The sequence below is a fragment of the Achromobacter dolens genome, assembly GCF_902859745.1.
GTDB classification, from domain to species: domain Bacteria; phylum Pseudomonadota; class Gammaproteobacteria; order Burkholderiales; family Burkholderiaceae_B; genus Achromobacter; species Achromobacter dolens.
The window spans coordinates 1-23,991 of the sequence record NZ_CADIJW010000056.1; the positions used below are offsets into that span (position 1 = coordinate 1).

At 67.1% G+C, this 23,991-nt stretch carries 23 protein-coding genes; 8 read left to right on the forward strand and 15 right to left on the reverse strand.

Annotated features, from left to right (window positions below; all coding sequences use genetic code 11):
- The 5 genes from fliN to fliR form a co-directional block, all read left to right on the forward strand.
- The coding region (fliN, locus tag HV783_RS25405) for a flagellar motor switch protein FliN (protein ID WP_175190118.1) at positions 1 to 374 on the forward strand (374 nt) is incomplete at its 5' end.
- A 13-nt stretch (positions 375 to 387) separates the two neighbouring features.
- On the forward strand, positions 388 to 711 hold the full coding sequence (gene fliO, locus HV783_RS25410; protein ID WP_116793262.1) for a flagellar biosynthetic protein FliO: 324 nt from the start codon (positions 388 to 390) through the stop codon (positions 709 to 711).
- A gap of 22 nt (positions 712 to 733) precedes the next feature.
- Complete coding sequence (gene fliP, locus HV783_RS25415) at positions 734 to 1,516, forward strand: flagellar type III secretion system pore protein FliP (RefSeq protein ID WP_020927351.1); 783 nt, start codon at positions 734 to 736, stop codon at positions 1,514 to 1,516.
- Positions 1,517 to 1,525: 9 nt separating this feature from the next.
- Complete coding sequence (fliQ, locus tag HV783_RS25420; protein ID WP_025138879.1) at positions 1,526 to 1,795, forward strand: flagellar biosynthesis protein FliQ; 270 nt, start codon at positions 1,526 to 1,528, stop codon at positions 1,793 to 1,795.
- 31 nt (positions 1,796 to 1,826) lie between these two features.
- Entirely contained in the window at positions 1,827 to 2,615 is a 789-nt protein-coding gene (gene fliR, locus HV783_RS25425) for a flagellar biosynthetic protein FliR (protein WP_054502848.1), read from the forward strand.
- 91 nt (positions 2,616 to 2,706) lie between these two features.
- On the opposite strand, the gene HV783_RS25430 is transcribed toward fliR, so the two are convergent.
- The 13 genes from HV783_RS25430 to flgB all read right to left on the reverse strand — a co-directional run bounded on the left by HV783_RS25430 (position 2,707) and on the right by flgB (position 17,055).
- Entirely contained in the window at positions 2,707 to 4,302 is a 1,596-nt protein-coding gene (locus HV783_RS25430; protein ID WP_054502849.1) for a methyl-accepting chemotaxis protein, read from the reverse strand.
- A gap of 316 nt (positions 4,303 to 4,618) precedes the next feature.
- On the reverse strand, positions 4,619 to 6,235 hold the full coding sequence (locus HV783_RS25435) for a methyl-accepting chemotaxis protein (protein ID WP_175190119.1): 1,617 nt from the start codon (positions 6,233 to 6,235) through the stop codon (positions 4,619 to 4,621).
- 144 nt (positions 6,236 to 6,379) lie between these two features.
- Positions 6,380 to 7,639, reverse strand: a complete 1,260-nt coding sequence (gene flgL, locus HV783_RS25440) for a flagellar hook-associated protein FlgL (protein WP_054504532.1) — start codon at positions 7,637 to 7,639, stop codon at positions 6,380 to 6,382.
- 48 nt (positions 7,640 to 7,687) lie between these two features.
- Positions 7,688 to 9,364, reverse strand: coding sequence for a flagellar hook-associated protein FlgK (flgK, locus tag HV783_RS25445; protein ID WP_054504533.1), 1,677 nt, complete (start codon positions 9,362 to 9,364; stop codon positions 7,688 to 7,690).
- Positions 9,365 to 9,437: 73 nt separating this feature from the next.
- Positions 9,438 to 10,421: a flagellar assembly peptidoglycan hydrolase FlgJ gene (flgJ, locus tag HV783_RS25450; protein WP_054504534.1), complete on the reverse strand. Its 984-nt coding sequence runs from the start codon at positions 10,419 to 10,421 to the stop codon at positions 9,438 to 9,440.
- 5 nt (positions 10,422 to 10,426) lie between these two features.
- Complete coding sequence (locus HV783_RS25455; RefSeq protein ID WP_054504535.1) at positions 10,427 to 11,563, reverse strand: flagellar basal body P-ring protein FlgI; 1,137 nt, start codon at positions 11,561 to 11,563, stop codon at positions 10,427 to 10,429.
- A gap of 2 nt (positions 11,564 to 11,565) precedes the next feature.
- Positions 11,566 to 12,258, reverse strand: a complete 693-nt coding sequence (locus tag HV783_RS25460) for a flagellar basal body L-ring protein FlgH (protein WP_054504536.1) — start codon at positions 12,256 to 12,258, stop codon at positions 11,566 to 11,568.
- A complete protein-coding gene (flgG, locus tag HV783_RS25465; RefSeq protein ID WP_006385244.1) occupies positions 12,258 to 13,043 on the reverse strand; it encodes a flagellar basal-body rod protein FlgG in 786 nt (261 codons plus the stop codon). Before flgG ends, HV783_RS25460 begins: the two co-directional genes overlap by 1 nt.
- 69 nt (positions 13,044 to 13,112) lie before the next feature.
- On the reverse strand, positions 13,113 to 13,874 hold the full coding sequence (locus HV783_RS25470; RefSeq protein WP_054504537.1) for a flagellar basal body rod protein FlgF: 762 nt from the start codon (positions 13,872 to 13,874) through the stop codon (positions 13,113 to 13,115).
- Positions 13,875 to 13,912: 38 nt separating this feature from the next.
- Entirely contained in the window at positions 13,913 to 15,382 is a 1,470-nt protein-coding gene (locus tag HV783_RS25475) for a flagellar hook-basal body complex protein (RefSeq protein ID WP_054504538.1), read from the reverse strand.
- Between the two features lie 70 nt (positions 15,383 to 15,452).
- Positions 15,453 to 16,148 (reverse strand): FlgD immunoglobulin-like domain containing protein, encoded by a 696-nt coding sequence (locus HV783_RS25480; protein ID WP_054504539.1) that lies wholly within the window; start codon positions 16,146 to 16,148, stop codon positions 15,453 to 15,455.
- Between the two features lie 57 nt (positions 16,149 to 16,205).
- A complete protein-coding gene (gene flgC, locus HV783_RS25485; RefSeq protein WP_054504540.1) occupies positions 16,206 to 16,625 on the reverse strand; it encodes a flagellar basal body rod protein FlgC in 420 nt (139 codons plus the stop codon).
- Between the two features lie 22 nt (positions 16,626 to 16,647).
- A complete protein-coding gene (gene flgB / locus HV783_RS25490) occupies positions 16,648 to 17,055 on the reverse strand; it encodes a flagellar basal body rod protein FlgB (RefSeq protein ID WP_175190120.1) in 408 nt (135 codons plus the stop codon).
- A 165-nt stretch (positions 17,056 to 17,220) separates the two neighbouring features.
- Between flgB and flgA the strand changes: the two genes are divergently transcribed.
- The 3 genes from flgA to HV783_RS25505 all read left to right on the forward strand — a co-directional run bounded on the left by flgA (position 17,221) and on the right by HV783_RS25505 (position 18,881).
- Positions 17,221 to 17,931, forward strand: a complete 711-nt coding sequence (gene flgA / locus HV783_RS25495) for a flagellar basal body P-ring formation chaperone FlgA (RefSeq protein ID WP_054504548.1) — start codon at positions 17,221 to 17,223, stop codon at positions 17,929 to 17,931.
- 127 nt (positions 17,932 to 18,058) lie between these two features.
- Positions 18,059 to 18,352, forward strand: coding sequence for a flagellar biosynthesis anti-sigma factor FlgM (gene flgM, locus HV783_RS25500; RefSeq protein WP_006394436.1), 294 nt, complete (start codon positions 18,059 to 18,061; stop codon positions 18,350 to 18,352).
- 52 nt (positions 18,353 to 18,404) lie between these two features.
- Positions 18,405 to 18,881, forward strand: a complete 477-nt coding sequence (locus tag HV783_RS25505; RefSeq protein ID WP_054504549.1) for a flagella synthesis protein FlgN — start codon at positions 18,405 to 18,407, stop codon at positions 18,879 to 18,881.
- Between the two features lie 76 nt (positions 18,882 to 18,957).
- On the opposite strand, the gene flhF is transcribed toward HV783_RS25505, so the two are convergent.
- Together flhF and flhA are read right to left on the reverse strand one after the other, a co-directional pair.
- Complete coding sequence (gene flhF, locus HV783_RS25510; RefSeq protein ID WP_116793267.1) at positions 18,958 to 21,873, reverse strand: flagellar biosynthesis GTPase FlhF; 2,916 nt, start codon at positions 21,871 to 21,873, stop codon at positions 18,958 to 18,960.
- Entirely contained in the window at positions 21,870 to 23,990 is a 2,121-nt protein-coding gene (gene flhA / locus HV783_RS25515) for a flagellar biosynthesis protein FlhA (protein WP_054504542.1), read from the reverse strand. Before flhA ends, flhF begins: the two co-directional genes overlap by 4 nt.
- Position 23,991: the final 1 nt, after the last annotated feature.

Here is a 23,991-nt window from a genome sequence, read left to right on the forward strand (position 1 = left end):
CGCCTGCCCCGGCAGCGCCCGCCACGCCCGCCCCGGCCGCGCCCGCCGCCCAATCGGCCGCGCAGTCGGTGTTCAAGCCGCTGGCCGGCGCCGCATCGGGCGCCGGCACCGATATCGACCTGATCATGGACGTGCCCGTCCAACTGACGGTCGAGCTGGGCCGCACCCGCCTGACCATCAAGAACCTGCTGCAACTGGGCCAAGGCTCGGTGGTCGAGCTGGACGGCCTGGCCGGCGAGCCGATGGACATCTTCGTCAACGGCTACCTGATCGCCCAGGGCGAAGTGGTGGTGGTGGAAGACAAGTACGGCATCCGCCTGACCGATATCATCACCCCGTCCGAACGCATCAACCGCCTCAACAACCGCCGTTGAAGCCACGCCCGTGATGAACGATTCCGCCCTGCTGCGCGTCATCATCGGCCTGGTGCTGGTGCTGGCGGCCATCCTGGCCGCGGCCTGGCTGGCGCGCCGCGCCGGCCTGACGCAGCGCGGCGGCGGTAACCTGCTCAAGCAGGTCGCCAGCCTGCCGATCGGCGCGCGGCAGAGCATCGTCGTCGTCGAGATCGAGAACACCTGGGTGGTCGTGGGCGTCAGCCCCGGCCAGCTCAACACCCTGCATACCCTGCCCGCCGGCGAACTGCCGCAAGCCGCGACCTTGCCCGCCGCCGCCTTCGCGGCCAAGCTGGGCCAGGCGCTCAAGCGCCGCTAGCCGGCGCGCGCATTTCCACACCATGAGCTTGCCCAACTCCCCTCGCGCCCGCCGCGGTGCGCTCCCCCTGCTGGGCGCCGCCGCCCTGCTGGGCCTGGCCCTGTTCCCCGCCGGCGTGGTGGCGCAGGCGACCCTGCCGGCCCTGACCGCGACGCCGGGCCCGGGCGGTTCCGAAACCTATTCGCTCAGCATGCAGACGCTGCTGCTGATGACGTCGCTGTCGTTCCTGCCGGCGGCGCTGCTGATGATGACCGGCTTCACCCGCATCATCATCGTGCTGGGCCTGCTGCGCAGCGCCATGGGCACCGCGATGTCGCCGCCCAACCATGTTCTGATCGGGCTGGCGCTGTTCCTGACCTTCTACACAATGTCGCCGGTGTTCGACAAGATCTACACCGACGCCTACAAACCGCTGTCCGAGGGCTCGATCCAGTTCGAGGCCGCGGTCGAGCGCGCCGCCGGCCCGCTGCGCACCTTCATGCTGCACCAGACCCGCGAGAACGACCTGGCGCTGTTCGCCAACCTGGCCAAGCAGCCGGCGCTGGAGGATCCGTCGCAGGTGCCGCTGCGCATCCTGGTGCCGGCATTCATCACCAGCGAGCTCAAGACCGCGTTCCAGATCGGCTTCACCATCTTCATCCCGTTCCTCATCATCGACCTGGTGGTCGCCAGCGTGCTGATGGCCCTGGGCATGATGATGGTGCCGCCCGTGACCGTGGCGCTGCCGTTCAAGCTGATGCTGTTCGTGCTGGCCGACGGCTGGAACCTGCTGATGGGCTCGCTGGCCCAGAGCTTCTATCAATAGGGAATCGCCATGACCGCCGAAACCGTCATGACCATGACCTACCAGGCGATGAAAGTCGCGCTGGCGATGGCCGGCCCGCTGCTGATCATCACCCTGATCGTGGGCCTGGTGATCAGCATCTTCCAGGCCGCCACGCAGATCAACGAAATGACGTTGTCGTTCATCCCCAAGCTGCTGGCCATGTGCGGCGTGCTGGTGCTGCTGGGCCCCTGGCTGATCGGCATCATGGTCGACTACATCCGCCAGCTCATCGGCCAGATCCCCGGCCTGGTGTCGTAGCGGCACGCCGCCGGCCCCGGGACGCGTCGCCATGTTCTCCTTCACCATCGAGCAGCTCAATGGCTGGATCGGCCAGTTCCTCTGGCCGTTCGTGCGCATCCTGGCGCTGGTGGGCACCGCTCCCCTCTTCTCCGAATCGATCATCCCGGTCAAGGTCAAGATCGGCCTGGCCTTCGTGCTGGCGGTCGCCGTCAGCCCGGCGCTCGACCCCGCGCCACCCATCGCGCCGGGCTCGTTCGCCGGCCTCTGGATGGTGATGCAGCAAGTGCTGATCGGCATCGCCATGGGCTTTTCCATGCGCCTGGTGTTCGCGGCGGTGCAGACCGCCGGCGAATTCGTCGGCCTGCAGATGGGCCTGTCGTTCGCCTCGTTCTTCGATCCCAGCACCGGCGCCAACACGGCGGTGCTGTCGCGCCTGTTCAACATCGTGGCGATGCTGACGTTCCTGGCCCTGGACGGACACCTGCTGGTGCTGGCGGCCCTGGTGCGCTCGTTCGACACCCTGCCGGTGGCGGCGATCCAGTTGCACCAGAACGGCTGGGGCGTGGTGGTGGAATGGGGCAAGACCGTGTTCGTGTCGGGCCTGCTGCTGGCCCTGCCGCTGATCTGCGCGCTGCTGACCATCAACCTGGCCATGGGCATCCTGAACCGCGCCGCTCCACAACTGTCGGTGTTCTCGGTGGGTTTTCCGGTCAGCCTGATCGTGGGCGTGGTGCTGCTGACCGTGGTGCTGCCCAATTCCGGCCCGTTCCTGGAATCGCTGTTCGAATCCGGCCTGTCGGCGATGAGCCGCGTGACGGACGCGCTGGCGGGCAGATAGCGCCACGACCGACGCCGCCGGCTTTGCCACGCGCAACGCGCCATGAAAAAGCCGGCCTTCGGGCCGGCTTTTTCATGCGTCTTTCGCAGACCTACTGCTGTCCGGTCAGGCGGAACACCCGGATGGTCTCGCGCAAGGTGCCCGACTGGTTGCCCAACTGCAGCACGGCGCCGCCCAGCTCCTGCACCAGCGCGGTGTTCTGCACCGTCATCACGTCCATCTGCGATACCGCGCTATCAACCTGCTCGATGCCGCTGGACTGTTCCTGGGACGCCTGCGAGATCTCGCCGATGATGTCGGTGACGCGATGCACCGCCGCCACGATCTCTTCCATCGTCGCGCCGGCCTGCTCGGCCTGGGCCGAGCCTTCGGTCACGCGCTCGACCGAATCCTCGATCAGGCCCTTGATCTCCTTGGCGGCCTGGGCGCTCTTTTGCGCCAGGCTGCGCACTTCGCCGGCCACCACCGCGAAGCCCTTGCCGGACTCGCCGGCGCGGGCCGCTTCGACCGCCGCGTTCAGCGCCAGGATGTTGGTCTGAAAGGCAATGCCCTCGATGATGCTGACGATGTCGACGATCTTGCGCGAGCTGTCGGAAATGCCATGCATGGTGCTGACCACCTGGCCCACCGCGACACCGCCGCGACGCGCCACGTCCATGCTGCTGGCCGCGAGCTGGTTGGCCTGGCGGGCGTTGTCGGCGTTCTGGCGCACGGTCGAGGTCAACTGCTCCATGCTCGCCGCGGTCTGCTGCAACGAGGCGGCCTGCCCCTCGGTGCGTCCGGCCAGTTCCTGGTTGCCGCGGGCAATGTGCACCGCGGCCTGAGTCGTGCCCTCGATGCCGCGGTACACGTCCTGCGCGATGCCGATCAAACTCTTGCGCATGACCTCGAGCGAGAACTTCAGGCTGCCGATCTCGTCATCGGAGTCGGCCACGATCTGGGTGGTCAGGTTGCCGGCGGCGACCTGGCGCGCCATGTTGGCGGCGTCGACCATCGGATCCAGCAGCGAACGGCTCAGGCTCCAGCCCAGGCCGAAGATTCCGGCCACGCCCAACGCCAGCAGGCCACAGGCCAAGCCGGCGCCAGCGGCATCCAGCGAGGCCCAGTTGGCGTTCAGGCCATAGGCGCCGGCCGCCACGACGATGCCCGACGACAGCAGCGCGTGCCGGAACATGCGGCTGCGCACGTTGCGCTTGAACGGGAAGGCCAGCAAGTCCAGGCTGCGGCGCCAGCCGGCGCGCACCGGCCGGCCGCGCACGATGCGCACGCCGCGGGCGCGGCCTTCGCGGATACGTTCGTACAGCGCCTCGGCCATCTCGATCTGTTCGTCGCTCGGCCGCACGCGCACCGACGAATACGCCACCACTTCGCCGTTCTCGACGATCGGCGTGGCATTGGCGAGCACCCAGTAGTAGCCGCCGTCCTTGCGGCGGTTCTTGACCAGGCCGAGCCAGGACTCGCCGGCTTCGAGCGTCTGCCACAGGTCGGCATAGGCTTCCGGCGGCATGTCGGGATGGCGCACGATGTTGTGCGCCTTGCCGATCAGTTCCTCGCGGGAGAATCCGCTGACTTCGATAAATGCCGGATTCGCGTAGAGGATGCGGCCCTTGGTATCGGTACGCGAGATCAGGTATTGATCCTCTCGCAGCTTGGTTTCCACGTCATTGACAGGAAGGTTTACGCGCACAGCTTGTCTCCGGTTGCATCATGGTGCAGCGAACGATCCGCGAAGGTCGACCCGGACCGGGTGCCCCGCCGCACCGTGTCCGCGCCGTGCCCCGGGGGCTGCGCATGCCGATGCGCGGCGCGACCTGGGCCGGTTCACTGCCCTTGTCCTGGGCGTTATGACCATGAACGGCAATATTTTCGAAAACTTAAGCTGTTCATGACAAAAATCAGACCCACATAAGACATTCGACCCGGCGGCCGCGAACGGGCGCCGGGTCGGCGGAAGCCGCGGCCAACAGGCCGGGCTTCGCATTGCGGGGCTCGCGCCCCGATGATCAGTCCTGCGTCAGCGTCGGCGCCTGGTAGCCGCCCAGTTGCTGGGCCGGCACTTCAATCACTTCGCCCGCGTTGATCTTGAACACGGCCACCGCCTCGGCCAGCCGATGCGCCTGTTCCTGCAGCGAGCCGGCCGCGGCCGCCGCTTCCTCCACCAGCGCCGCGTTCTGTTGCGTCACCTCGTCCATCTGCGAAACCGCGCGGTTCACCTGGTCGATGCCGCTGGACTGCTCCTCGGACGCCGCCGAGATCTCGCCCATGATGTCCGTCACGCGCTTGACCGACGCCACGATCTCCTGCATCGTCGCGCCCGCCCGTTCGACCTGCTGCGAACCCGCGCCAACCTTGCTCACCGAGTCCTCGATCAGGCCCTTGATTTCCTTGGCCGCCTGCGCGCTGCGCTGCGCCAGCGAGCGCACTTCGCCCGCCACCACCGCGAAGCCCTTGCCCTGCTCGCCGGCACGGGCCGCTTCCACCGCCGCGTTCAGCGCCAGGATGTTGGTCTGGAAGGCGATGCCGTCGATCACCGACACGATCTCGGAGATCTTGCGCGAGCTGGCCGAGATGCCCTGCATCGTGTTGACCACTTCGGCCACCGCCGAACCGCCGCGCTCGGCCACGTCCGACGCGCTGGCCGCCAACTGGTTGGCCTGGCGCGCGTTGTCGGCGTTCTGCTTGACCGTCGAGGCCAACTGCTCCATCGAGGCCGCGGTCTCTTCCAGCGAGGCCGCCTGCTGTTCGGTGCGGCTGGACAGGTCGGTGTTGCCGGCCGAGATCTCGCGCGAGCCGACGTTGATCTCGTCAACGCCACGGCGCACCGTGGCCACCGTGCGCGTCAGGCTCTCCTGCATGCGCTTGACGGCGCCGAACATCTGGCCGATCTCGTTGGTGCTGCGCACATCGATGCGGCCGGTGAAATCGCCGCCGGCAATCTTCTCGAAATGATCACCCGCCTCGTGCAAGGGGCGCAGCACCGTGCGATTGATGAAGATCCAACAGCCGATCGCCAGCAGCGCCGCGATAACGAGCAGCGCGATCGTGACACTGCGCGAGATGTTGTGGTCCACCTGGGCTTGCGCCGCCAACTCATCGGTGCGCTTGTCGACGAAGTCCAGGTACTTTTCGACGGCTTCGCGGAACTTGGTGTTGACGTTGCTGGCGGCGTCGTTGAGATTCAGGTAATCCTGGATCGCCATGTTCGCCAGGGCCTTGGCCTGGCCCTTGAGCACTGCGTCGTATTCCTTGAGCGCGACGTCGACCGCCTGCCCCAGGGCTTCCGTGCCCGGCAACTGGGGCGCCTTGCGGAACTCGTCCATCATCTTGAAGGCATCCTGCATCAGGCCTTCGGAACGCTTGGCCTGGGCGGTCGCCTGTTCGGTCTTGCCCTGCTGCATGTCCATCAACGAGGTGGACAACAGCAGGCGCGCGCGCAGGAAGACGGTATAGGCACGAGTCAGCGGCACCGCCTGGTCGGTGTAGGCCGCGTTGATCTGGTCCAGCTTGTCATTGCTGGAATTCAATCCCATCCAGGCCACGCCATTGGATGCGAACATGGCACCCGTGAAGAGCAACAGCACCAGGATGATGCAGGTGCGAACTTTCAAATTGACAAGCATGAAATATCCGAGCGTTAAGCGTGTGAAACGACAAAATTCCTACCCTGTACGCACACACGGACGCTCCGGCATACCACCGGAAGCGTCCGTAAGGGCGCAACATGCCGAGCCCGCCATCGCGGCACGGCCTATGGACTCACCGCATTATTTGCGGCTGAAAAGACTCGACCCCTGGATCGTCATGAAGGCCGCCGACGCCGCCTGCAAAGCCACCTGCCGCAAGGCCAACTGGCTGGCGCCCGAGTAGTAGTCGAGGTCTTCGAGGTCGGACAGCGACTTCGAGTACGACAGGCCCTTCTGCGTACCGGTGGCGTCCAACGCCTCCAGTTCGTTCATGCGAGCGCCGACGGACGCGGCCACGGTCTGCACGTTGTCGTAGTTGGTCGACAGCTTCTTGTTCGCGGTGGCCAGCTCGTTGTTCAGCTTGGCCAGCGCCACGGGGTCGCCGGCGATCGGCGAGTCCAGCGTCTTGATAAGGCTGTCCAGGGTGTTGAATATGTCGACGTCGGCGGACTGCACGCTTTGCACGTCGATCACGTCGCCGTTCTGCGGCGTTCCCTTGACCACGACCGAGACACCGCCGAAGTCGATCGATGCATCCGGCGTGTACGCGGTCGGGGCGGCCGGCGGCGCGGGCGTGGTAACCGGCGGCACCGGCGGATTGGCGTTGGGATCGGTCGTGATGACGCGATAGCCCATGTTGCCCGTGGCCGGATCCGACTCGAACTGCAGGCTGAAATTCTTGCCGATGTTGGGGCTGCCCGGCGTCACCGACACGGTGCTGAACTGCGCGGTGCCCGTGTTGTGCGCGGCGGCCGTGCTGACGTAGGCCTGCGAACCCGGATTGGCGCGATTGAAGATGTCGCTGCCGATGTCGCTGGTGGACATCTGGCGCGACTGGTCGACCTGCACCGTGCGCTCGCCGGTGGCGCCGCTGTAGACGATCTTGCCAGTGGCGTCCTGGGCGTAGGGGATGACGCCGCCCTGGTAGCCGGAGAACAGGTACTGGCCATTGCCATCGGTGCTGTTGGCCAGGCCCAGCAATGCGTCGCGGGCATTTTTCAGCGCGGTGGACAAGGCCTGGCGATCGCTGTCGGCGAAGGTGCCGTTACCGGCCTGCACCACGCGGGTGCGCACGTCGGCCAGCGCCGTCGTGATCGAATCCAGGACGTTGTTTTCCTGGGACAGGTTGGTCTTGGCGGTGTTGCGGTTGAGCTGGTAAGTCGCGTTCATGCTCTGCGTCTGCGCCACGTTGATCGACAACGAGGCGGCCAGCGGATCATCCGCCGGCGTCAGGAACTTCTTGCCGCTGCCGACCTGTTCGACCAGGCGGTTCATGTCGGATTCCTGAGCGAGGACGCCCTTGAGTCCGTTCGAGTACATCATGGAGGTGCTCAGGCGCATGGGGATACTCCGAATTTGTCTTGATGGGTCACGATGTCAACGATCCGATCAGCCGCGCAGGCCCAGCAGCGTATCGAACAGCGTGCTGGCGACGTCGATGATGCGGGCGCTGGCCTGGTATTGCTCCTGGTAGAGCGACAGGCTCACGTATTCTTCGTTCAGGTTGACGCCCGACACCGCCTGCTGGGCCTCGAGCTTCTGGGCGACGAGGTTGGACTGGGCGGTGTTGGCCGACTTGATCTGCGCGGTCTGCACACCAACGGTGTTGACCACCTGCGAGAACATCTCGTTGATGCTCATCGTGCCGTGGCCCAGCACCTTCTTGGTCTGCAGTTGCGCCAGCGCCAGTGCGTTCTTGCCGTTGGCGTCGCCACCGGCAGCGTCTGCCGCGGCGACCTTTTCCGGATCGGTGATCAGCACGTTGATGTCACGGGCGGCGTCGCGCGTGGGCGACAGCGACCACTTGTCGCCGGCTTGCGGCGGCGAGTCGATCGTCAGCGTGACGCCCATTTCAGCGCTCAGGTCCAGCGTGGCGGTGGGCGGGGTGCCGGTTGCCGGGCCGTTGTACACCTGGGTGCCTTCGGGCAGGCGCGTCACGCGGTAGTTGGCGCCGTCGAAGCTGATTTCGTAGTCTTTGGCATTGATGTTGTTCACGTCGGTGAACGTGCCGCTGATCTGCGCGCCGCTCTTGTTGGCGGCGTTCGGCACGCCTTGCGGCGAGCCGATGCTGAAGAAGTCCGTGCCCGGGTTGCCGGCGGTGTCCAGGCCCTGGCGGTGCTGCTCGTTGAACGACATCGCCAGGCCGACGGCCATCTGGCCCAACTGGGCCTGCATGACGTCCAGCGACGAGGCGCGGAACTGCAGCAGGCCGCCCAGCTTGCCGCCGGTGACGTCGGCGTCGTTCAGCTCGACCGATACGGTCTTGCCGCCCGAGCCGGCCGGCAGCGTGTAGGCGACGACGGTGCGGCTGACGTCCTTGGCGGACGCCACGGCCTGCAGCGGATAGATGGTGTTGCCCGACAGCAGCGCCTGGCCGCCCGAGGCCAGCGAAATGTTGAGCTTATCGCCCTGCTCGTAGGTCGTGATGCCGATCAGTTGGTTCAATTCCGACACGGCCTGGTCGCGCTGGTCCAGCAGGTCGTTGGGCGGATTGCCGCCAGCCTTGGCGCGGGCGGTGGAGATCTGGTTGTTCAGGTCGTCGATGCGGGTCAGGTAGCTGTTGACCTGGTCGACGGTGGTCGAGATCTGCGTGTTCAGGCCCAGGCGCTGGTTCTGCATTTCCTGGTAGGCCGAGCGGATCTGGGTGGTCAGGCTGTTGGCCTTGCCCAGCAAGTCCTGGCGCGCGGCGGGATCCGCCGGCTTGCTGGCCACGGTGTTCATGCTGGTGAAGAAATTCGACAGGCCCGGGGCGATGCCCACGGTGCGGTCGGCGAACAGGTTGTTGACCTGGGAAATCTGGTCGAACTGGGTCTGAAGCTGGGCGCTGCTGCCCTGCGCGCCGACGAGCTGCTTGTACAGGAAGCTGTCGTAGCTGCGCACCACGGTGTCCACCTGGACGCCGCGACCGATGAAGCCATTGCTGGTGGCCTGGGCGCCGGCGGTCGAGATCATGACGCGCTGGCGGTTGTAACCGACCGTGGTGGCATTGTTGATGTTGTGGCCGGTGGTTGCCAGGCCCGCCTGGGACGCGTTCAGCCCGCCCAATGCCAATTTGTACAGATTCATGCTGACAATGCCCCGTATGTAACCGCGACTGATATTTCTGGATACCCGATTAACGGCAGCAGGTAGTCCAAATTTAGAGTCCTTCCAACATCTGACGCGAAATATCGACCTTGGCGGCCGCGCCCCGCAACTGGCTCATGACGCCGATCAATTTCTGCGCGTACTGCGGGTCGGTGGCGTAGCCGGAACTCTGGATGCGGCGGGCCGCCTCGATTTCGTTGCGCGCCTGCGTCACGCTCTCGTAGCGCGGGCTGGTGCCGATCAGGCGGGCGTAGTCGGCGAACGATTCCTCGTAGGACGAGTAGGCCCGGAAGGGTTGCGTCACCTTTTTCGCCACGCCGCCTTCGTATTCGGTGGTCAGCACATTGACGACCTTGCCCTTCCAGCTCGGCCCCGCCTTGATGCCGAACAGGTTGTAGCTGGTGCGCCCGTCCTCGTGCTTGATCTCGCGCTGGCCCCAGCCGGACTCCAGGGCCGCCTGGCCCATGATGAGACGGGCCGGCACGCCGCTCTGCTGCGAGGCCAGGGTGGCCGCGCGCGACATCTTCGACACGAAATTGATGACGTGCTCGGGCGCGCCCTCGGCCGCCGCCAGGGCGCGGTCGCTGGCGCGGTTGTTGCGCATCACGTCCATCAGCGCCGACACCTGGCGCGAGCCCCCCGTCTGGAAATCCAGGTCGGTGCCCTGCCCCAGGCGTTGCACGGCCTCGGCCGGCAGGTCGCCGGGCTTGCCCTGCTGCATCTGCGCCAGGATCGATTGCGACAGGCCGATGCCCGGCGTGGCCAGGTGCAGCGCCAGTTGCTCGTCGGCCATGGATTGCAGCATCTGGGTCTGCTGCGAGTCGAACAGCCCTTCCTTGGGCGTCGCCTCGCGCATCCGCTTGAGCATCATCTGCAGGAACAGGGCCTCGAACTGCTTGGCCACCTGCTTCTGCTGCTCGGTGCCGGGATTGGCCGGGTCCTTGGTCACATCGCGCTTCAGATCCGACAGGCGACCCATGTCGAACACGGAATCCTGGCGACTGCCCAGGGCCGCGGAGGTGTTGGTGTAACCCATGGCGGTCAGATGATTTCCAGCTCGGCGCGCAGGGCGCCGGCGCTCTTCATGGCCTGCAGGATCGCCAGCAGGTCCTGCGGCGTGGCGCCCAGGGCGTTCAGGCCCTTGACCACGTCAGCCAGGTTGGCGCTGGTGCTCACGCGCTGCAGCGAACCGTTTTCCTGGCGCACCTCGATCTGGGTGTTGGGCACCACCACGGTCTGCCCCTCGGTGAACGGCGTATCCGGTTGCGACACCTGGTTCTGGCGGTTGATGATGACCGACAGGTTGCCGTGCGCCACGGCGGCTTCCTCGATCATGACCGTGCGGTTCATGACCACCGAGCCGGTGCGGGCGTTGATGATGACCTTGGCCACGGTCGGCGCGCGCGCCACCTGGAGGTCCTCGACCTGCGACAGGAAGCGCGCCTGCGCCGATTGTTCCATCGGGCTGCGCACCTGCACCACGCGGCCGTCCAGCGCCGTGGCCGTGCCCTGCCCGAACTTGCGGTTCAGCGCCGCCACCACGTTCTGGGCGGTGCCGAAGTCGGTGTTGTTCATTTCCAGGTAGATGTAACCGTCGCGGGCGAAGGTGGTCGGCACCCCGCGCTCGACGATGGCACCGCCGCTGATGCGGCCGCCGTTGAGCTGGTTGATCTGCACGCTGGAACCGCCGGCCGAGGCGCCAGCGCCGCCGACCAGGATGTTGCCCTGGGCGATCGCATAGACCTGGCTGTCGGCGCCCTTGAGCGGCGTCATCAGCAGCGTGCCGCCGCGCAGGCTTTTGGCGTTGCCCATGGAGGACACCACCACGTCGAGCGTCTGGCCCGGACGGGCGAACGCCGGCAGGGTCGTGGTGACCATGACCGCCGCCACGTTCTTGAGCTGCATGTTGCTGCCGGCGGGAACGGTGATGCCCAGTTGCGACAGCATGTTGGTCAGGCTCTGCTGCGTGAACGGCGTCTGGCGCACCTGGTCACCGCTGCCGTCCAGACCCACCACCAGGCCATAGCCGATCAACTGGTTGCCACGCACACCCTGGATGGATGCCAGGTCCTTGAGCCGCTCGGCATGCGCCGCCGAGGCGCCGGCCAGCAGCCCCGCCGCGACACAGACGCGCGCCAGCAGGGACAACATGGCGGAAATCGGAGTGGGTTGTTTCATGGTCAGAACGGCGAGGCGATCAGGAAGAAGCGTTGCAGCCAGCCCATGGTCTGGACCTCATCCATGACGCCCTTGCTGCGGTATTCGATGCGGGCGTCGGCCACCTGGGTGGACGACACGGTGTTCGTGCCGGTGATCGAGCGGGGATCGACCACGCCCGAGAAGCGCACGTACTCGCTGCCCCGGTTGATGGCGATCTGCTTTTCGCCGGCCACTTGCAGGTTGCCGTTGGACATCACCCCCACCACCGTGGTGGTGATGGTGCCGGTGAAGGCGTTGTTGGCCGTGCTGTCGCCCTTGCCCTGCGACACGTTGCCGCCCTTGGCGTCGGTGTTCAGGTTGGCATTGGCCCAGCTATCCATGAACGACGGCGCGGCGGCGATGCCCAGGCTGGCATTGCCGCTGCGGTTGGTGTTGGTCGCGACGTTCTTGGAGGCGTTGGTTTTCTCGTTCAGGACGATGGTGACGATGTCGCCGACGTTGCGCGGCCGGCGATCCTCGAACAGGGGGTAGTTGCCGTAAGTCGTCGGCTGGTAGATCGAGCCCGTGGGCTGCGCCGTGGGCATCGGCGGCGGCGGCGGCGCGGCCGTCGTCGGCCCCGTCACGATGGGCTCGGGCGGGATCATGGCGCAACCGGCCACCAGCAACGCCAGGGCCGCACACGAAACCAGACGCAGGACAGACGACATAGGCATCACAGTTGAGTCAGGCGGGCCAGCATTTCGTCCGAGGTCTTGACGGCTTTGCTGTTCATTTCGTAGGCGCGCTGGGTCGTGATCATGTTGACCAGTTCCTCGGCCACGTTCACGTTGGAGGTCTCGACGTAGTTCTGCATGAACGTGCCGGCGCCGTCGACACCCGGCTGAAGCAGGTTCGCCGGACCGGAGGCATCGGTTTCCAGGTACAGGTTCTCGCCGACGCTCTGCAGGCCGGTCGGGTTGATGAAAGTGGCGATCTGCAACTGGCCGATCTGCACGTTGACGCCGGCCGCGCCGGGCTGCGTCACCGAGACGATGCCGTCCTTGCCGATGGAGATCGACAGGGCATTGTCGGGCACGTTCATGGGGGGCTGGATCACGTAGCCGCTGACCGTGGTCAACTGGCCGTTCTGGTCGCGTTGCAGCGCGCCGTCGCGGGTATAGGCCTGGGTGCCGTCCGGCAGTTCGACCTGCAGGAAGCCGCGGCCATTGATCGCCACGTCCAGCTCGCCGCCAGTGTTGTTCAGGCCGCCGGTGGTGTGGATGCGCTCGGTGGCGGCCACGCGGGCGCCGGTGCCCAACTGCAGGCCCGACGGCAACTGCGTGGCGTCGCCGACCTGGGCGCCAGGCTGGCGCAGCGTCTGGTACATCAGGTCCTGGAACACGGCGCGACCGCGCTTGAAGCCGTTGGTCGCGACGTTGGCCAAGTTGTTGGAAATCACGTCCATCGAGGTCTGTTGACCTTCCAGGCCCGTCTTGGCAATCCACAGCGAACGCATCATGATGAAGTACTCCTGGTGCGGCGGCCCGGCCGCGCGCGAAAATTATTGGGTTCGGATCGGCTGACCGGATCAGGAAACCGAGAGAATGCCGTTGGCGCGCTCGGCGTTGCGGTCCGCCTGCTGCACCACCTGCATCTGCTGCTCGAAGCGGCGGGCGTTCTCGATCATGCCCACCATCGCCGCCATGGGATTGGTGTTGCTGCCTTCCAGCACGCCGGACAACACCCGCAGGCTGGGATCAGCGGGGGCCGGCGGGGCCGGCTGGCCGTTGACCGGCGCCAGGCGGAACACGCCGTCGTCGCCGTGCACCAGTTGCGCTTCCGGCGGGTTGGCGAGCTTGATGCGACCCAGGTTGAGGATGTTGTTGGGGGCATCGCCGGCGCCGATGGCGGTGATGGTGCCATCCGAGGTGATCGTCAGCGCCGCCTGGTCGGGCACGTCGATGATGCCGTTCTGGTCGGACATCACGGGCTGGCCCAGCGAGGTCTGCAGCAGGCCGTTGATGCCCACCTGCAGGCTGCCGGCGCGGGTGTAGGCCTCGCCTTGCGGGGTCTGCACGGCGATCCAGCCGTTGGAACTGGCCAGGGCCACGTCCAGGTCGCGGCCCGTGGTCTGCATGTTGCCCATTTCAAAGTTGTTGCGGGGCGTCGACGCCACCGTCGAAACACGCGTCGGCAGGCTCACGCCGTCGTTCACCGGAACCGACCGGTACAACGCGATCTGCTCGCGAAAGCCCGGCGTGTTCACGTTGGCCATGTTGTTGGAGAGCGCGGCCTGGTGCTCCGTGATCCGCGCTGCGCCATTCATGGCGGTGTAGATGATTCGATCCATTGCCTATTCCGTCGGTGTCGTCGCGTGCCCGTCAGCCATTACTTCAGGTTCATCAGGACTTGCATGATCTCGTCCTGCGTCTTGATGGTCTGCGAGTTGGCCTGGTAGGTGCGCTGGGCGATGATCATGTTGACCAGCTCCTTGCTCATGTCGACGTTCGAGGCTTCGGTCGCCTGGCCCACCACCTTGGACATGCCGTTGCTGCCCGGCTGGCCCAGGATCGGCTGGCCCGACGAGGCGGTTTCCTTCCAGGCGTTGTTGCCCACCGGCTGCAGGCCCTGGAGGTTGGCGAAGTCGGCCAGCACGATGGTGCCGACGATCGAGGTCTCGCCGTTGGTGTAGCTGGCCACCAGGCTGCCGTCGGCGCCGATGTTGATGCCGCGGAACTCGCCCGAGGTGTAGCCGTCCGGCTGGGCCTTGAGCGCATAGGCGCTGCCGTACTGCGTGGTGCCGGTGTAGTTCACGGCGACCGCCAGCGGATCGGCCGGGGTGGTGCCACCGCCCGGCGTCGCGAACGACAGGTTGACCGTGGCGGCGCTGGTCATCACGCCGGCCTTGTTGAACGTGAACTGGGTCGGGTTGCCCCACACGCCGGCCGCTTCGGTGGTCGGCGCCATGGCCTGGCCGTCGATCGTGTAGTAGACGTCGTAGACGCTGTTGCCGGCGGCATCGGCGGCGCGCTTGGCGAAGTACTGCATCACCTGGTGCGAGTTGCCCAGCGAGTCGTAGACCGTCATGGGCGAGGCGTTGGTGTAGCTGCCGGGAACCTTGGGGTCGAACGGCTTGCCGACTTCGGTCACGGCGGCCGTGTAGTCGACGAAGCCGGGGATGACGTTCAGGTTGCCGGCGGTGACCTGGCCGGTGCCGTCGATGGTGACGGTATTGGGCGCGGTGCCGTAGGTGGCCGCCGGCGGGTTGCCCGGGGTCCAGGTGATCGCGCCGCCGGGCGCCTTGGTGAAGGTGTAGGCGGTGCCGCCAAGTGTCACGGAGCCGGGCACGGCCGGCGACGTCACGGTGTCGACCTGATAGATGACCTTGGCGTTGGCGTCCAGGTTCGCCACGGTGGTGGCGGTGGAGGTGGCCTTGGGCGCCACGTTGGCGGTCGGCAACTGCAGCTCGACCGGGTTGGCGCCGATGCCGCCGTTGGGGTAGCCCGTCAGGCGATAGCCCTGCGCGTTGACGATGAAGTTGTTCTTGTCGACCAGGAACTCGCCGTTGCGGGTGTACATCACGGCGCCGCTCTGGTCGGTGACGCGGAACATGCCCTTGGCGCCATCGATGGCGATGTCATATTCGCCGCCGCCGCCGTTGACCGTGCCCACCGTGAAGCGCTGGGTGATCGCCGACACCTTGGTGCCCAGGCCGACGCGCGAGCTGGCGTAGACGTCCGCGAACGACGCGGTCGACGACTTGAAGCCTACGGTGCCCGAGTTGGCGATGTTGTTGCCGATGACGTCCAGGTTCTGCGCCGCGGCGTTCAGGCCGCTCAATCCTTGTCCGAAACCCATGTTCTCTCTCGCTAATCTTTAAGGGGGAAACCGCCGCCGTGGCGCCGGCTGATAATCAAACCGGCTGGCCTCAGCCGATCACCTTGCGCACATCCAGCATGCTGGTCTGGCCATCCAGGCCCATATCCAGACGCAGGCCGTTGGTGGAGTAAGCCACGCTCTTGACCTTGCCGTACTTCAGCACTTCGGCGGCCACCTTCTTGTCGTCGCCATCCGTGGCCAGGACGGACACGGTGTAGGCGCCCGCTTCCAGCGCCGCGCCGGCGTCGTTCTTGCCGTCCCAGTCCAGCGTGTACACGCCGGCCTTCTGCTCGCCCAGCTCGATGGTGCGCACGACCTGGCCGTTGGCGTCGGAGATGCGCACCTGAACCTTGGCGGCATCCTTCTGCAGGTCGATGCCGTAGGGCGTGACCACGCGCTCGGAGGGATGCTCGGCATCCACGCCGACCTTGACGTTCGAACCGGGAACCAGCACGCCCTTGCCGATCATCGCGACCGCGTTCATGGACTGCGACACGTCGATCTGGCCGCTGATGGCCAGCATGGTGTTCTTGAGGTTGGTGATGCCTTCCACCGTGGAGATCTGCGCCAGCTGCGAGGTCAGCTCGGCGTTCTGCATCGGGTTCAGCGGATCCTGGTTCTTGAGCTGCGTGACCAGCAGCTTCAGGAACTGATCCTGCAGGCCCTGGGCGGTGCTGGTGCCGTTGGCGCCGCTTTGCGCCAGGCCCAGGCCGGTCTTGCTCGTGGATTGGTCGACGGTGGTCATGGTTTCACTTCTTCAAAAACTTCCGCGCGGGCGGCGCGGCGCGCGGAATCAGACGGGTCAGGATTGGCCGATGGTGAGGGTTTTCTGCATCAGGCTCTTGGCGGTGTTCAGCACCTCGACGTTGGCCTGGTACGAACGCGACGCCGCGATCATGTTGACGGTTTCGGCGACGGGATCGACGTTGGGCATGCTGACGTAGCCCTGCGCGTCGGCCATCGGATGCTTGGGGTCGTAGACCTGCTTGAGCGGGGACTGGTCCACCACCACCCCGGCCACGCGCACGCCACCGATCTCGCGGCCCTGCGCCTGGCCGGCCGGCGGGTTGACCTGGAACACCACCTGGCGGGCCCGGTACGGCTGGCCGTCGGGACCGACCACGCTGTCGGCGTTGGCCATGTTGCTGGCTGCCACGTTCATGCGCTGTGACTGCGCGCTCAGCGCCGAACCGGCGATATCGAAAATGCTCAACAAGGACATTGCCTGCGGTTCCCTATGAAAATCAATCCTGGATGGCGGCCATCATGGTCCGGATGCGACCCGACAGCAGTTGCATCGTGCTCTGGTAGTGCAAGGTGTTGTCGGCGAACTGGACCCGCTCGATGTCCATGTCGACCGTGTTGCCGTCCATGCTGGGCTGGTACGGCAGGCGATACAGCATATCGGTCGGCCCCTGCGACACGGCCTTGGCCGGAATGTGGCGAGCCGACGTCAGGGTCAGCGAGGTGTCCGGCAGGCGCTTGGTGCCTTCCATGGCGTTCTGCATCGCCGTCTTGAAATCGAAGTCGCGCGCCTTGTAGTTGGGCGTGTCGGCATTGGCGATGTTCGAGGACAGCACTTCCTGGCGCTGCGCGCGCAGCCCCAGGGACTGCTGGAAGAAGCGGAAATCTTCGTTAAGCCGGTCTAGCATCGGATCGCCTTCAATACGGATGGAGTCCGGGACAGCGGACGCACCGTTATCCCATTGGATGACGGCATCATAGGGGCGGGTGGCAGAACACAATCAGCCAAATAACCCGTCATTTCTCATCCAATTCACGTATTGCCAAGCGGCGCGGGCTTCTACAATTCGGACATGAGGAAATTCCCCGCAAATCTCCGCGCGCGCGCCGCCTGCCTGGCCGCCCTGCTGCTGGCCCCGGCGGCCCAGGCGCAGGACGCCGCCGTCCAGGCGCCCGAGGCGATCATCATCGCCGCGCAGACCTATTTGCTGGAACAACTGGCCTCCCTGCCCGGCCAGGCCTCGGTGAGCATCGATCCGCCGCGGGCGGAGCGCCTGGCGCCGTGCGATACTTTGTCCCCATTTATGCCGTCCGGCATGAAGCTGCGCTCGCGCATGACGGTCGGCGTGCGCTGCAACGCGCCCAAGCCCTGGACCACTTACGTGCAGGCCACGGTCAGCGTGCCGGGCTACTACTATGTCGCGTCGCGCATGATCGCGGCGGGCCAGGCCCTGACGCCCGCCGACCTGGCGCCGCGCGACGGCGACCTGGTGGCCCTGCCCCCGGGGGTCATCACCAATCCCGATACGGTGGTCGGCATGACCGCGGCCTACCGGATCAACGCCGGCCAACCGGTCAAGGGCGCCGCCCTGCGCAACGCCCAATCGGTGGTGCGCGGCTCGAACGTCCGTATCAACGCCCGCGGCAAGGGTTTCGTGGTCAGCAGCGAGGGGCAGGCCCTGGACAATGCGGCGCCGGGCGCCACGGTCCAGGTCCGCACCGCCAACGGACAGGTGGTCAGCGGCGTGGTGCGCAACGCAGGCCTGGTCGAAATACAACTTTAGGCAATGTTACATATCGCGTTGCGGCTAGCGCCCTCCTACCCTAAAGTTCCTTCCGACCCGGTCGTTACAGAGACATAAGTAGGCGGAGCCGTCGCAAACCGACCCAGGACGCCCTGCGGAGAAAACCTTGAAAATCAATTCGACAACCAACCGGCCCATCTCGGCAGATGCGGTCAGCCCTCGCGCCGAGTCCGCGGTCGCTCAGGCCTACGGCGCCGGCAGCGGCAGTGGCGCCAGCAGCTCGCAGGTCGCGCTGAGCTCGGCCTCGCGCAAGATGCTGGCCCTGCAAGACGGTTCGAACGACATCAACGTCGAGCGCGTCGCCGCGATTCGCGCCGCCATCGCCTCGGGCCAGCTCAAGATCGACACCAGCCGCATCGCCGATGGCCTGATCGCCAGCGCCCGTGACCTGCTGAAGTAATACTGCCTTTGCAAGATCGCCGTTTTTTCGACCCGTCCGCCCGAGTATGACCATGAGCCCTGTCGAATCCCTGCAAGCCTGCATGAAGCAGGAAGATGCCCTGATCACCGAGTTTTCCGCCATCCTGGAAGAAGAAACCAAGGTGCTGGTCGGGCCGGGCAACGTCGACGCGCTGCATGACATCACCGAGCGCAAGGGCAATATCGCCCAGCAGTTGGTCGACCTCAGCCACACGCGCGATGGCCTGCTCGCCGAAATCGGCCTGCCCGCCGGCCATGCCGGCACCGAGCAGGCCGCCGTGCAGCACCCACAACTGTCCGACGTCTGGCAGGCGCTGCTGGCCAAGTCGGCATCGGCCAACGAAATCAATATGCGCAACGGCGCCCTGATCGACGTGCACCTGCGCTATACCCAGCAATCGCTGGACGCACTGCGTCAGATCGGCGGCCTGGGCGGCACCTCGACCTACGACGCCCAGGGCCGCGGCGCCCGCGCCACGCCGGGCCGCAAGCCCATCGTCGCCGGCTGAGCCGGATCCCGACATCCCAATACAAACAGCCCGCTTTCGCGGGCTGCTTGCATTGAAGGCCCCGCGTCGAAGCGCCCTAGACGCCGCCGGCCATCTCCAGCATCGCGAACATCTTCAACAGCGCGACCGGCAGCAGGCGTCCGGACAGCTTGCGCTCCGGGCTGACGACGCCGGCCAGGGTGGCGCGCACGCCGTCCGCCGCCGAGGCATGCGCCAACTGCCAGCAGGCCGCGCCCAACTGGCCGGCCATCAGCGACTGCCGCGCCAGCGTATGCGCGCCATCGACCGCGGGCAGCGCCTGCCAGGCATTGGCCATGTAGCGGAACCCGGCGCGCGCCTCTTCCTGCAGCACCAGCCAGCGCGCCACCGTGGCGGCGTCCGCCTGGCCGGCGGCAAGGTTGGTCAGGCCGAACAACTGGCCGGCCACTTCGCCACTGGCGGTATCGATCAGGCGGGCGCACACCAGGCGGAAGCGGGTTTCGTCGCCGCGGCCAGGCAGGCCGATCTCGGTGCCCGAGGCCCACAGCGCCAACGGCGCCGGACGGGTGCCGGGCACGGCGCGCAGGCCGGGCATGTCGCCCGGCTGGCCCACCGGCAGATAGCCGACACTCTTGCCCACCGCGTTCAGATTGGTCGGACATTCGTCCTGGATCACGCGCATGCCGCCCGGGCTGCGCGCCACCCACGACACGCCCTGCTCGCTCAGGCTCTGCCACAGCGCCGAGGTGCCGGCTTCCAGCATGTGCACGGCCGGCACCTGGGCCAGTTGTTCGTTCAGCCAGCGCACCCGCGCCTCCAGGGCCAGCGCCGTGTCCGGCTGCGCGGCGGCGGCCGGCGCGAACGACGACAACATGCCATGGGGCAGCACCAACTGCTGCGCAGGCGCGGCCAGGGCCGCGCCGCGATCGCTCATCAGCACCGCGCTCAGCAACGTGCCCCCGGGCAAGGCCTCGCCCTTCATGCTGGCCTTGCCGTGCATGACCAGCAGATTGCGGCTGCAAGTGGTTGAGAATTCGCGCCGCACCATCGCCAGCGGCGTTTCGCCCAGCGCCGCGAGGCTCGACCCCGCGCCGTCGCTGACATACTCGCGCCACGAGGCGCGGGCCTGCACGCAGGCAGGGTCGCTGTCGAGCCAGCTCAGGGTGTCGTCCAGGTTCTGCGCGGCTTCGATCGTGCCGGCGCCGCCCTGCGGACGCAGGATCGCCGAAGCCAGCAATTGGCGGCGGCGCGCGGGATCGACACTCGCTTCGGTCTCGCGCGACGTCGACCACAGCGACGCCATGTCCGCCTCGCTGGGCGAATACAGGGCGCGGGCGCGCTCGACCATGGCGAAGGCGCGATCGATGAGCGCGTCGGCGCGCGCCAGCTCCAGGTGCTCCGGCACCTTCTGGCCGATCGACGAATAGTGGATGGGCAGGCGGTGGCGGATCGCCGTGTCCAGTGCCGCACCCAGGCGCGAAGCCTCGTCGAGCTTGGTGATGATGCAGCCGGCCACGTCCTCGCCGACGCCGTTGCGATAGGCGTGGGCGACTTCGTCGAGCGTGTCGCCCTGGCTGGCGGCGTTGAGCACCAGCAGGCGGCGCACCGGCTTGCCGGCGTTGCACAGCATCGCGGCCTGCTCGGCCACCTGGCGGTCGCGCTGGCTGATGCCGGTGGTGTCGATCAGCACGATCTTGCGGTTGCCCAGTTCGGCCAGGATGCGGCGCAGCTCGCCGGCATCGCGCACCGAGTGGGCCGGCACGCCCATCAGGCGACCATAGATCTGCAACTGCTCGAGCGCCCCGATCCGGAAATTGTCGGTGGTCAGCATCGCCACCTGCTCGCGGCCTTCGCGCGCGACGCAGCGCGCCGCCAGCTTGGCCAGCGTGGTGGTCTTGCCGACGCCGGTCGGGCCGACCAGCGCGTACACGCCGCCGCCCAGGAATTCATCTTCCGAGCCCAGCACCGGCAGGTGCGTTACCAGTTCATTGCGGGCCCAGGCCAGCGCGGATTCGGCGCTCATGCCCTGCGGCATGCGCTCGACCAGCGCGCGGACCAGCTTGGTGCTGAAACCGGCGTCCAGCAGGCTGCGGAACAAGGCGGCGCCCGCCGGCTCGCGGCCCGGCCCCTGGCGTCCGCCCCACAGCAAGCCGTCCATGCGGCTTTCGAGCGCGCCGCGCAAGGCGCTGATGGCGTCCTGCAAGCCCGCCGCCGCATCGCTGGGCAGCGCCGCGGGCGGCACCCCCGGACCATTGCGCAGCGGCGCATCCGGCATGCGCGCCATCGGCGACGGCGCCACGGGCGGCACCTCTCGCGCCGGCGGCAAGGCCGGCATTTCCATCCGCACCGGCGCGGCGGGCGCCATCACCGCGGGCGCGGCCGCTTCCGCCGTCACGGCGGGCGGCGCCTGACGCGCGACGGGTTCCGCCGACACCTCCGGCTCGGGCTGAGACTGCGCGGCGTAGGCCGACTGGTAGGCGGCGATCGAACGCGACGGCACCGCGTAGGCGGGCTGCGCATCGGCGACGGGCGCAGGCGGCGCTCCGTAGGCCGGTTGCGAGACGCTCGGCGCCGCACCATAGGCGGGTTGCGGCGCTGCGGCAGGCGGCGTGCCGTAGGCGGGTCGCGGCGCGACCGGCTGCGGCGCGGCGGCGGCCGGCGCGACATAACCGGACTGCGCGCCATAAGGCGGTTGCGAGGCCGTGGTCGGGGTGGCGCCATAGGGAGGCGGCGCCAGGTTGGCGGGCGCGGCGTGACCGTACGGCGCGGGCGCCTGCGGCGGCACCGGCGCGGCCGGAGCGCGAGCCGGCGCGTGGCCGTCGGCATACCCCTGCGGCGTCGGCGTCTGCGCCTGCGGCGACGCGTCGTCGAACGCGCCCTCCACCGTGGCCAGCACCTCGATGCCGCCATCGACGCTGCGGTTCGACACGATCAGCGCGTCGGGACCGAGCACCTGGCGCACCTGGCGCATGACGTCACGGCTGTTCGCGCCAAAGAAGCGACTTATTTTCATTGACCATTACCTCCGCCGATGAGCGCCGTCACACGGACCATGCGCTCATCCGGAATTTCCGTATTCGACAACACGCCCAACTGCGGCAGGTGGTGGCGCAGGAAGCGCGACAGCGGCGCGCGCAGCACCGGCGACACCAGCAGCACCGGCGCGTTGCCCTGCGATTCCTGGCGCTCGACCGCCGCCTGGGTTTCGCGCAGCAGGGTATCCGCCAGGCCAGGCTCCAGGCCGCCGCTGGTGGTGAGCGCCTGCGACAGCACGCGTTCGAGCTTGACGTCCAGGCCGATCACGCGCAGTTCGCCCTCGCCCGGGAACCATTGCTGGGTGATGGCGCGACCCAATGACCGGCGCGTCAGCGCGATCAGCTCGTTGATGTCGGGCTGGCCGCCCGTGCCGGCCGCCAGCGCCGCCAGGCGCGGACCGTGCTCGGACAGGGTGTCGATGATGGTGCGCATGTCGCGGATCGGCACTTCCTCGGCCAGCAGGCCCTGCAGCACCTTCTGCAAGGCGGTGAGCGACAGCGTCTTGGGCACCAGGTCTTCGACCAGCTTGGGCGCGTCGCGGCCGATGCGGTCCAGCAACTGCTGCACTTCCTGGCGGCCCAGCAGGTTGGAGCCGTGGCGGTGCATCAGGTGGTTCAGGTGGGTGGCGACCACGGTGCCGGCATCCACCACCGTGTAACCGACCACCTGGGCCTGGTCGCGCAGGCTGCCGTCGATCCACAGCGCCGGCAGGCCAAAGGCCGGGTCGGTGGTGGGCGTGCCCTTGATCTGCATAGTCACGCCGCCCGGGTCGATCGCCAGCCACTGGCCCGGCATCGCCACGCCGTGGCCGATCTCGACGCCGGACAGCAGGATGCGGTAATCGTTGGGCTTGAGTTCGAGGTTGTCGCGGATATGCACCACCGGCGGCAGGAAACCCACGTCCTGGGCGAATTTCTTGCGCAGGCTGCGGATGCGGTGCAGCAGCTCGCCGTTCTGGGCGTGGTCGACCAGCGGGATCAGGCGGTAGCCGACCTCCAGGCCGAGCTGGTCCACCATCGAGACGTCATCCCAACTGGCTTCGGCCGCGGCGGCCTGCGCCTGCGTCACGGCCTGCTGCGGCACCTCGCTGGCCGCCACCTCGGCGGCCTTGCGCCGCTTGTGCATCGCCCAGCCGCCCCAGGCCAGCGCGCCGGCCAGCGTCAGGAAGGCGATGTGCGGCATGTTGGGGATCAGGCCCATGATGCCGATGATGCCGGCCGTCAGGAACATCACGCTGGGGTTGGAGAACAGTTGGCTGATGATCTGCTGGCCAATGTCCTGGTCGGTCGACACGCGCGACACCACCACGCCGGCGGCGGTCGAGATCACCAGCGCCGGGATCTGCGCCACCAGGCCGTCGCCGATGGTCAGCAGCGTGTAGACGCGGGCCGAGTCGCTCATCGACATGTCGTGCTGGGCCACGCCCACGATCAGGCCGCCGATGATGTTGATCGCCATGATCAGCAGGCCGGCGATGGCGTCGCCGCGCACGAATTTGCTGGCGCCGTCCATCGAGCCGAAGAAGTCGGATTCCTGCGACACCTCGGCGCGGCGCTTGCGGGCCTCGTCCTCGCCGATCAGGCCGGCGTTCAGGTCGGCGTCGATGGCCATCTGCTTGCCCGGCATCGCGTCCAGGGTGAAACGCGCGCCGACTTCGGCGATCCGCCCCGCGCCCTTGGTGATGACGATGAAGTTGATGATGGTCAGGATGATGAAGACGATGATGCCGACGGCAAAGTTGCCGCCCACCAGGAAATGACCGAAGGCCTCGATCACCTTGCCCGCCGCGTCCGGGCCGGTGTGGCCGTGCAGCAGCACCACCCGGGTCGAGGCGACGTTCAGCGACAGGCGCAGCAGCGTGGCGAACAGCAGCACGGCCGGGAAGGCGGCGAAGTCCAGCGGCTTGCGGGTGAACATGGCCACCAGCAGGATCATCACCGACAGCGCGATGTTGAAGGTGAACAGCAGGTCCAGCAGGAAGGTGGGCAGCGGCAGCACCATCATGCCCAGCACCATCACGATCAGGATGGGACCGGCCAGGAGCCGCGCGTGCGTGGCTCCGTTGCTTTTCAACATGGTGAGCAGAGCGCTCATT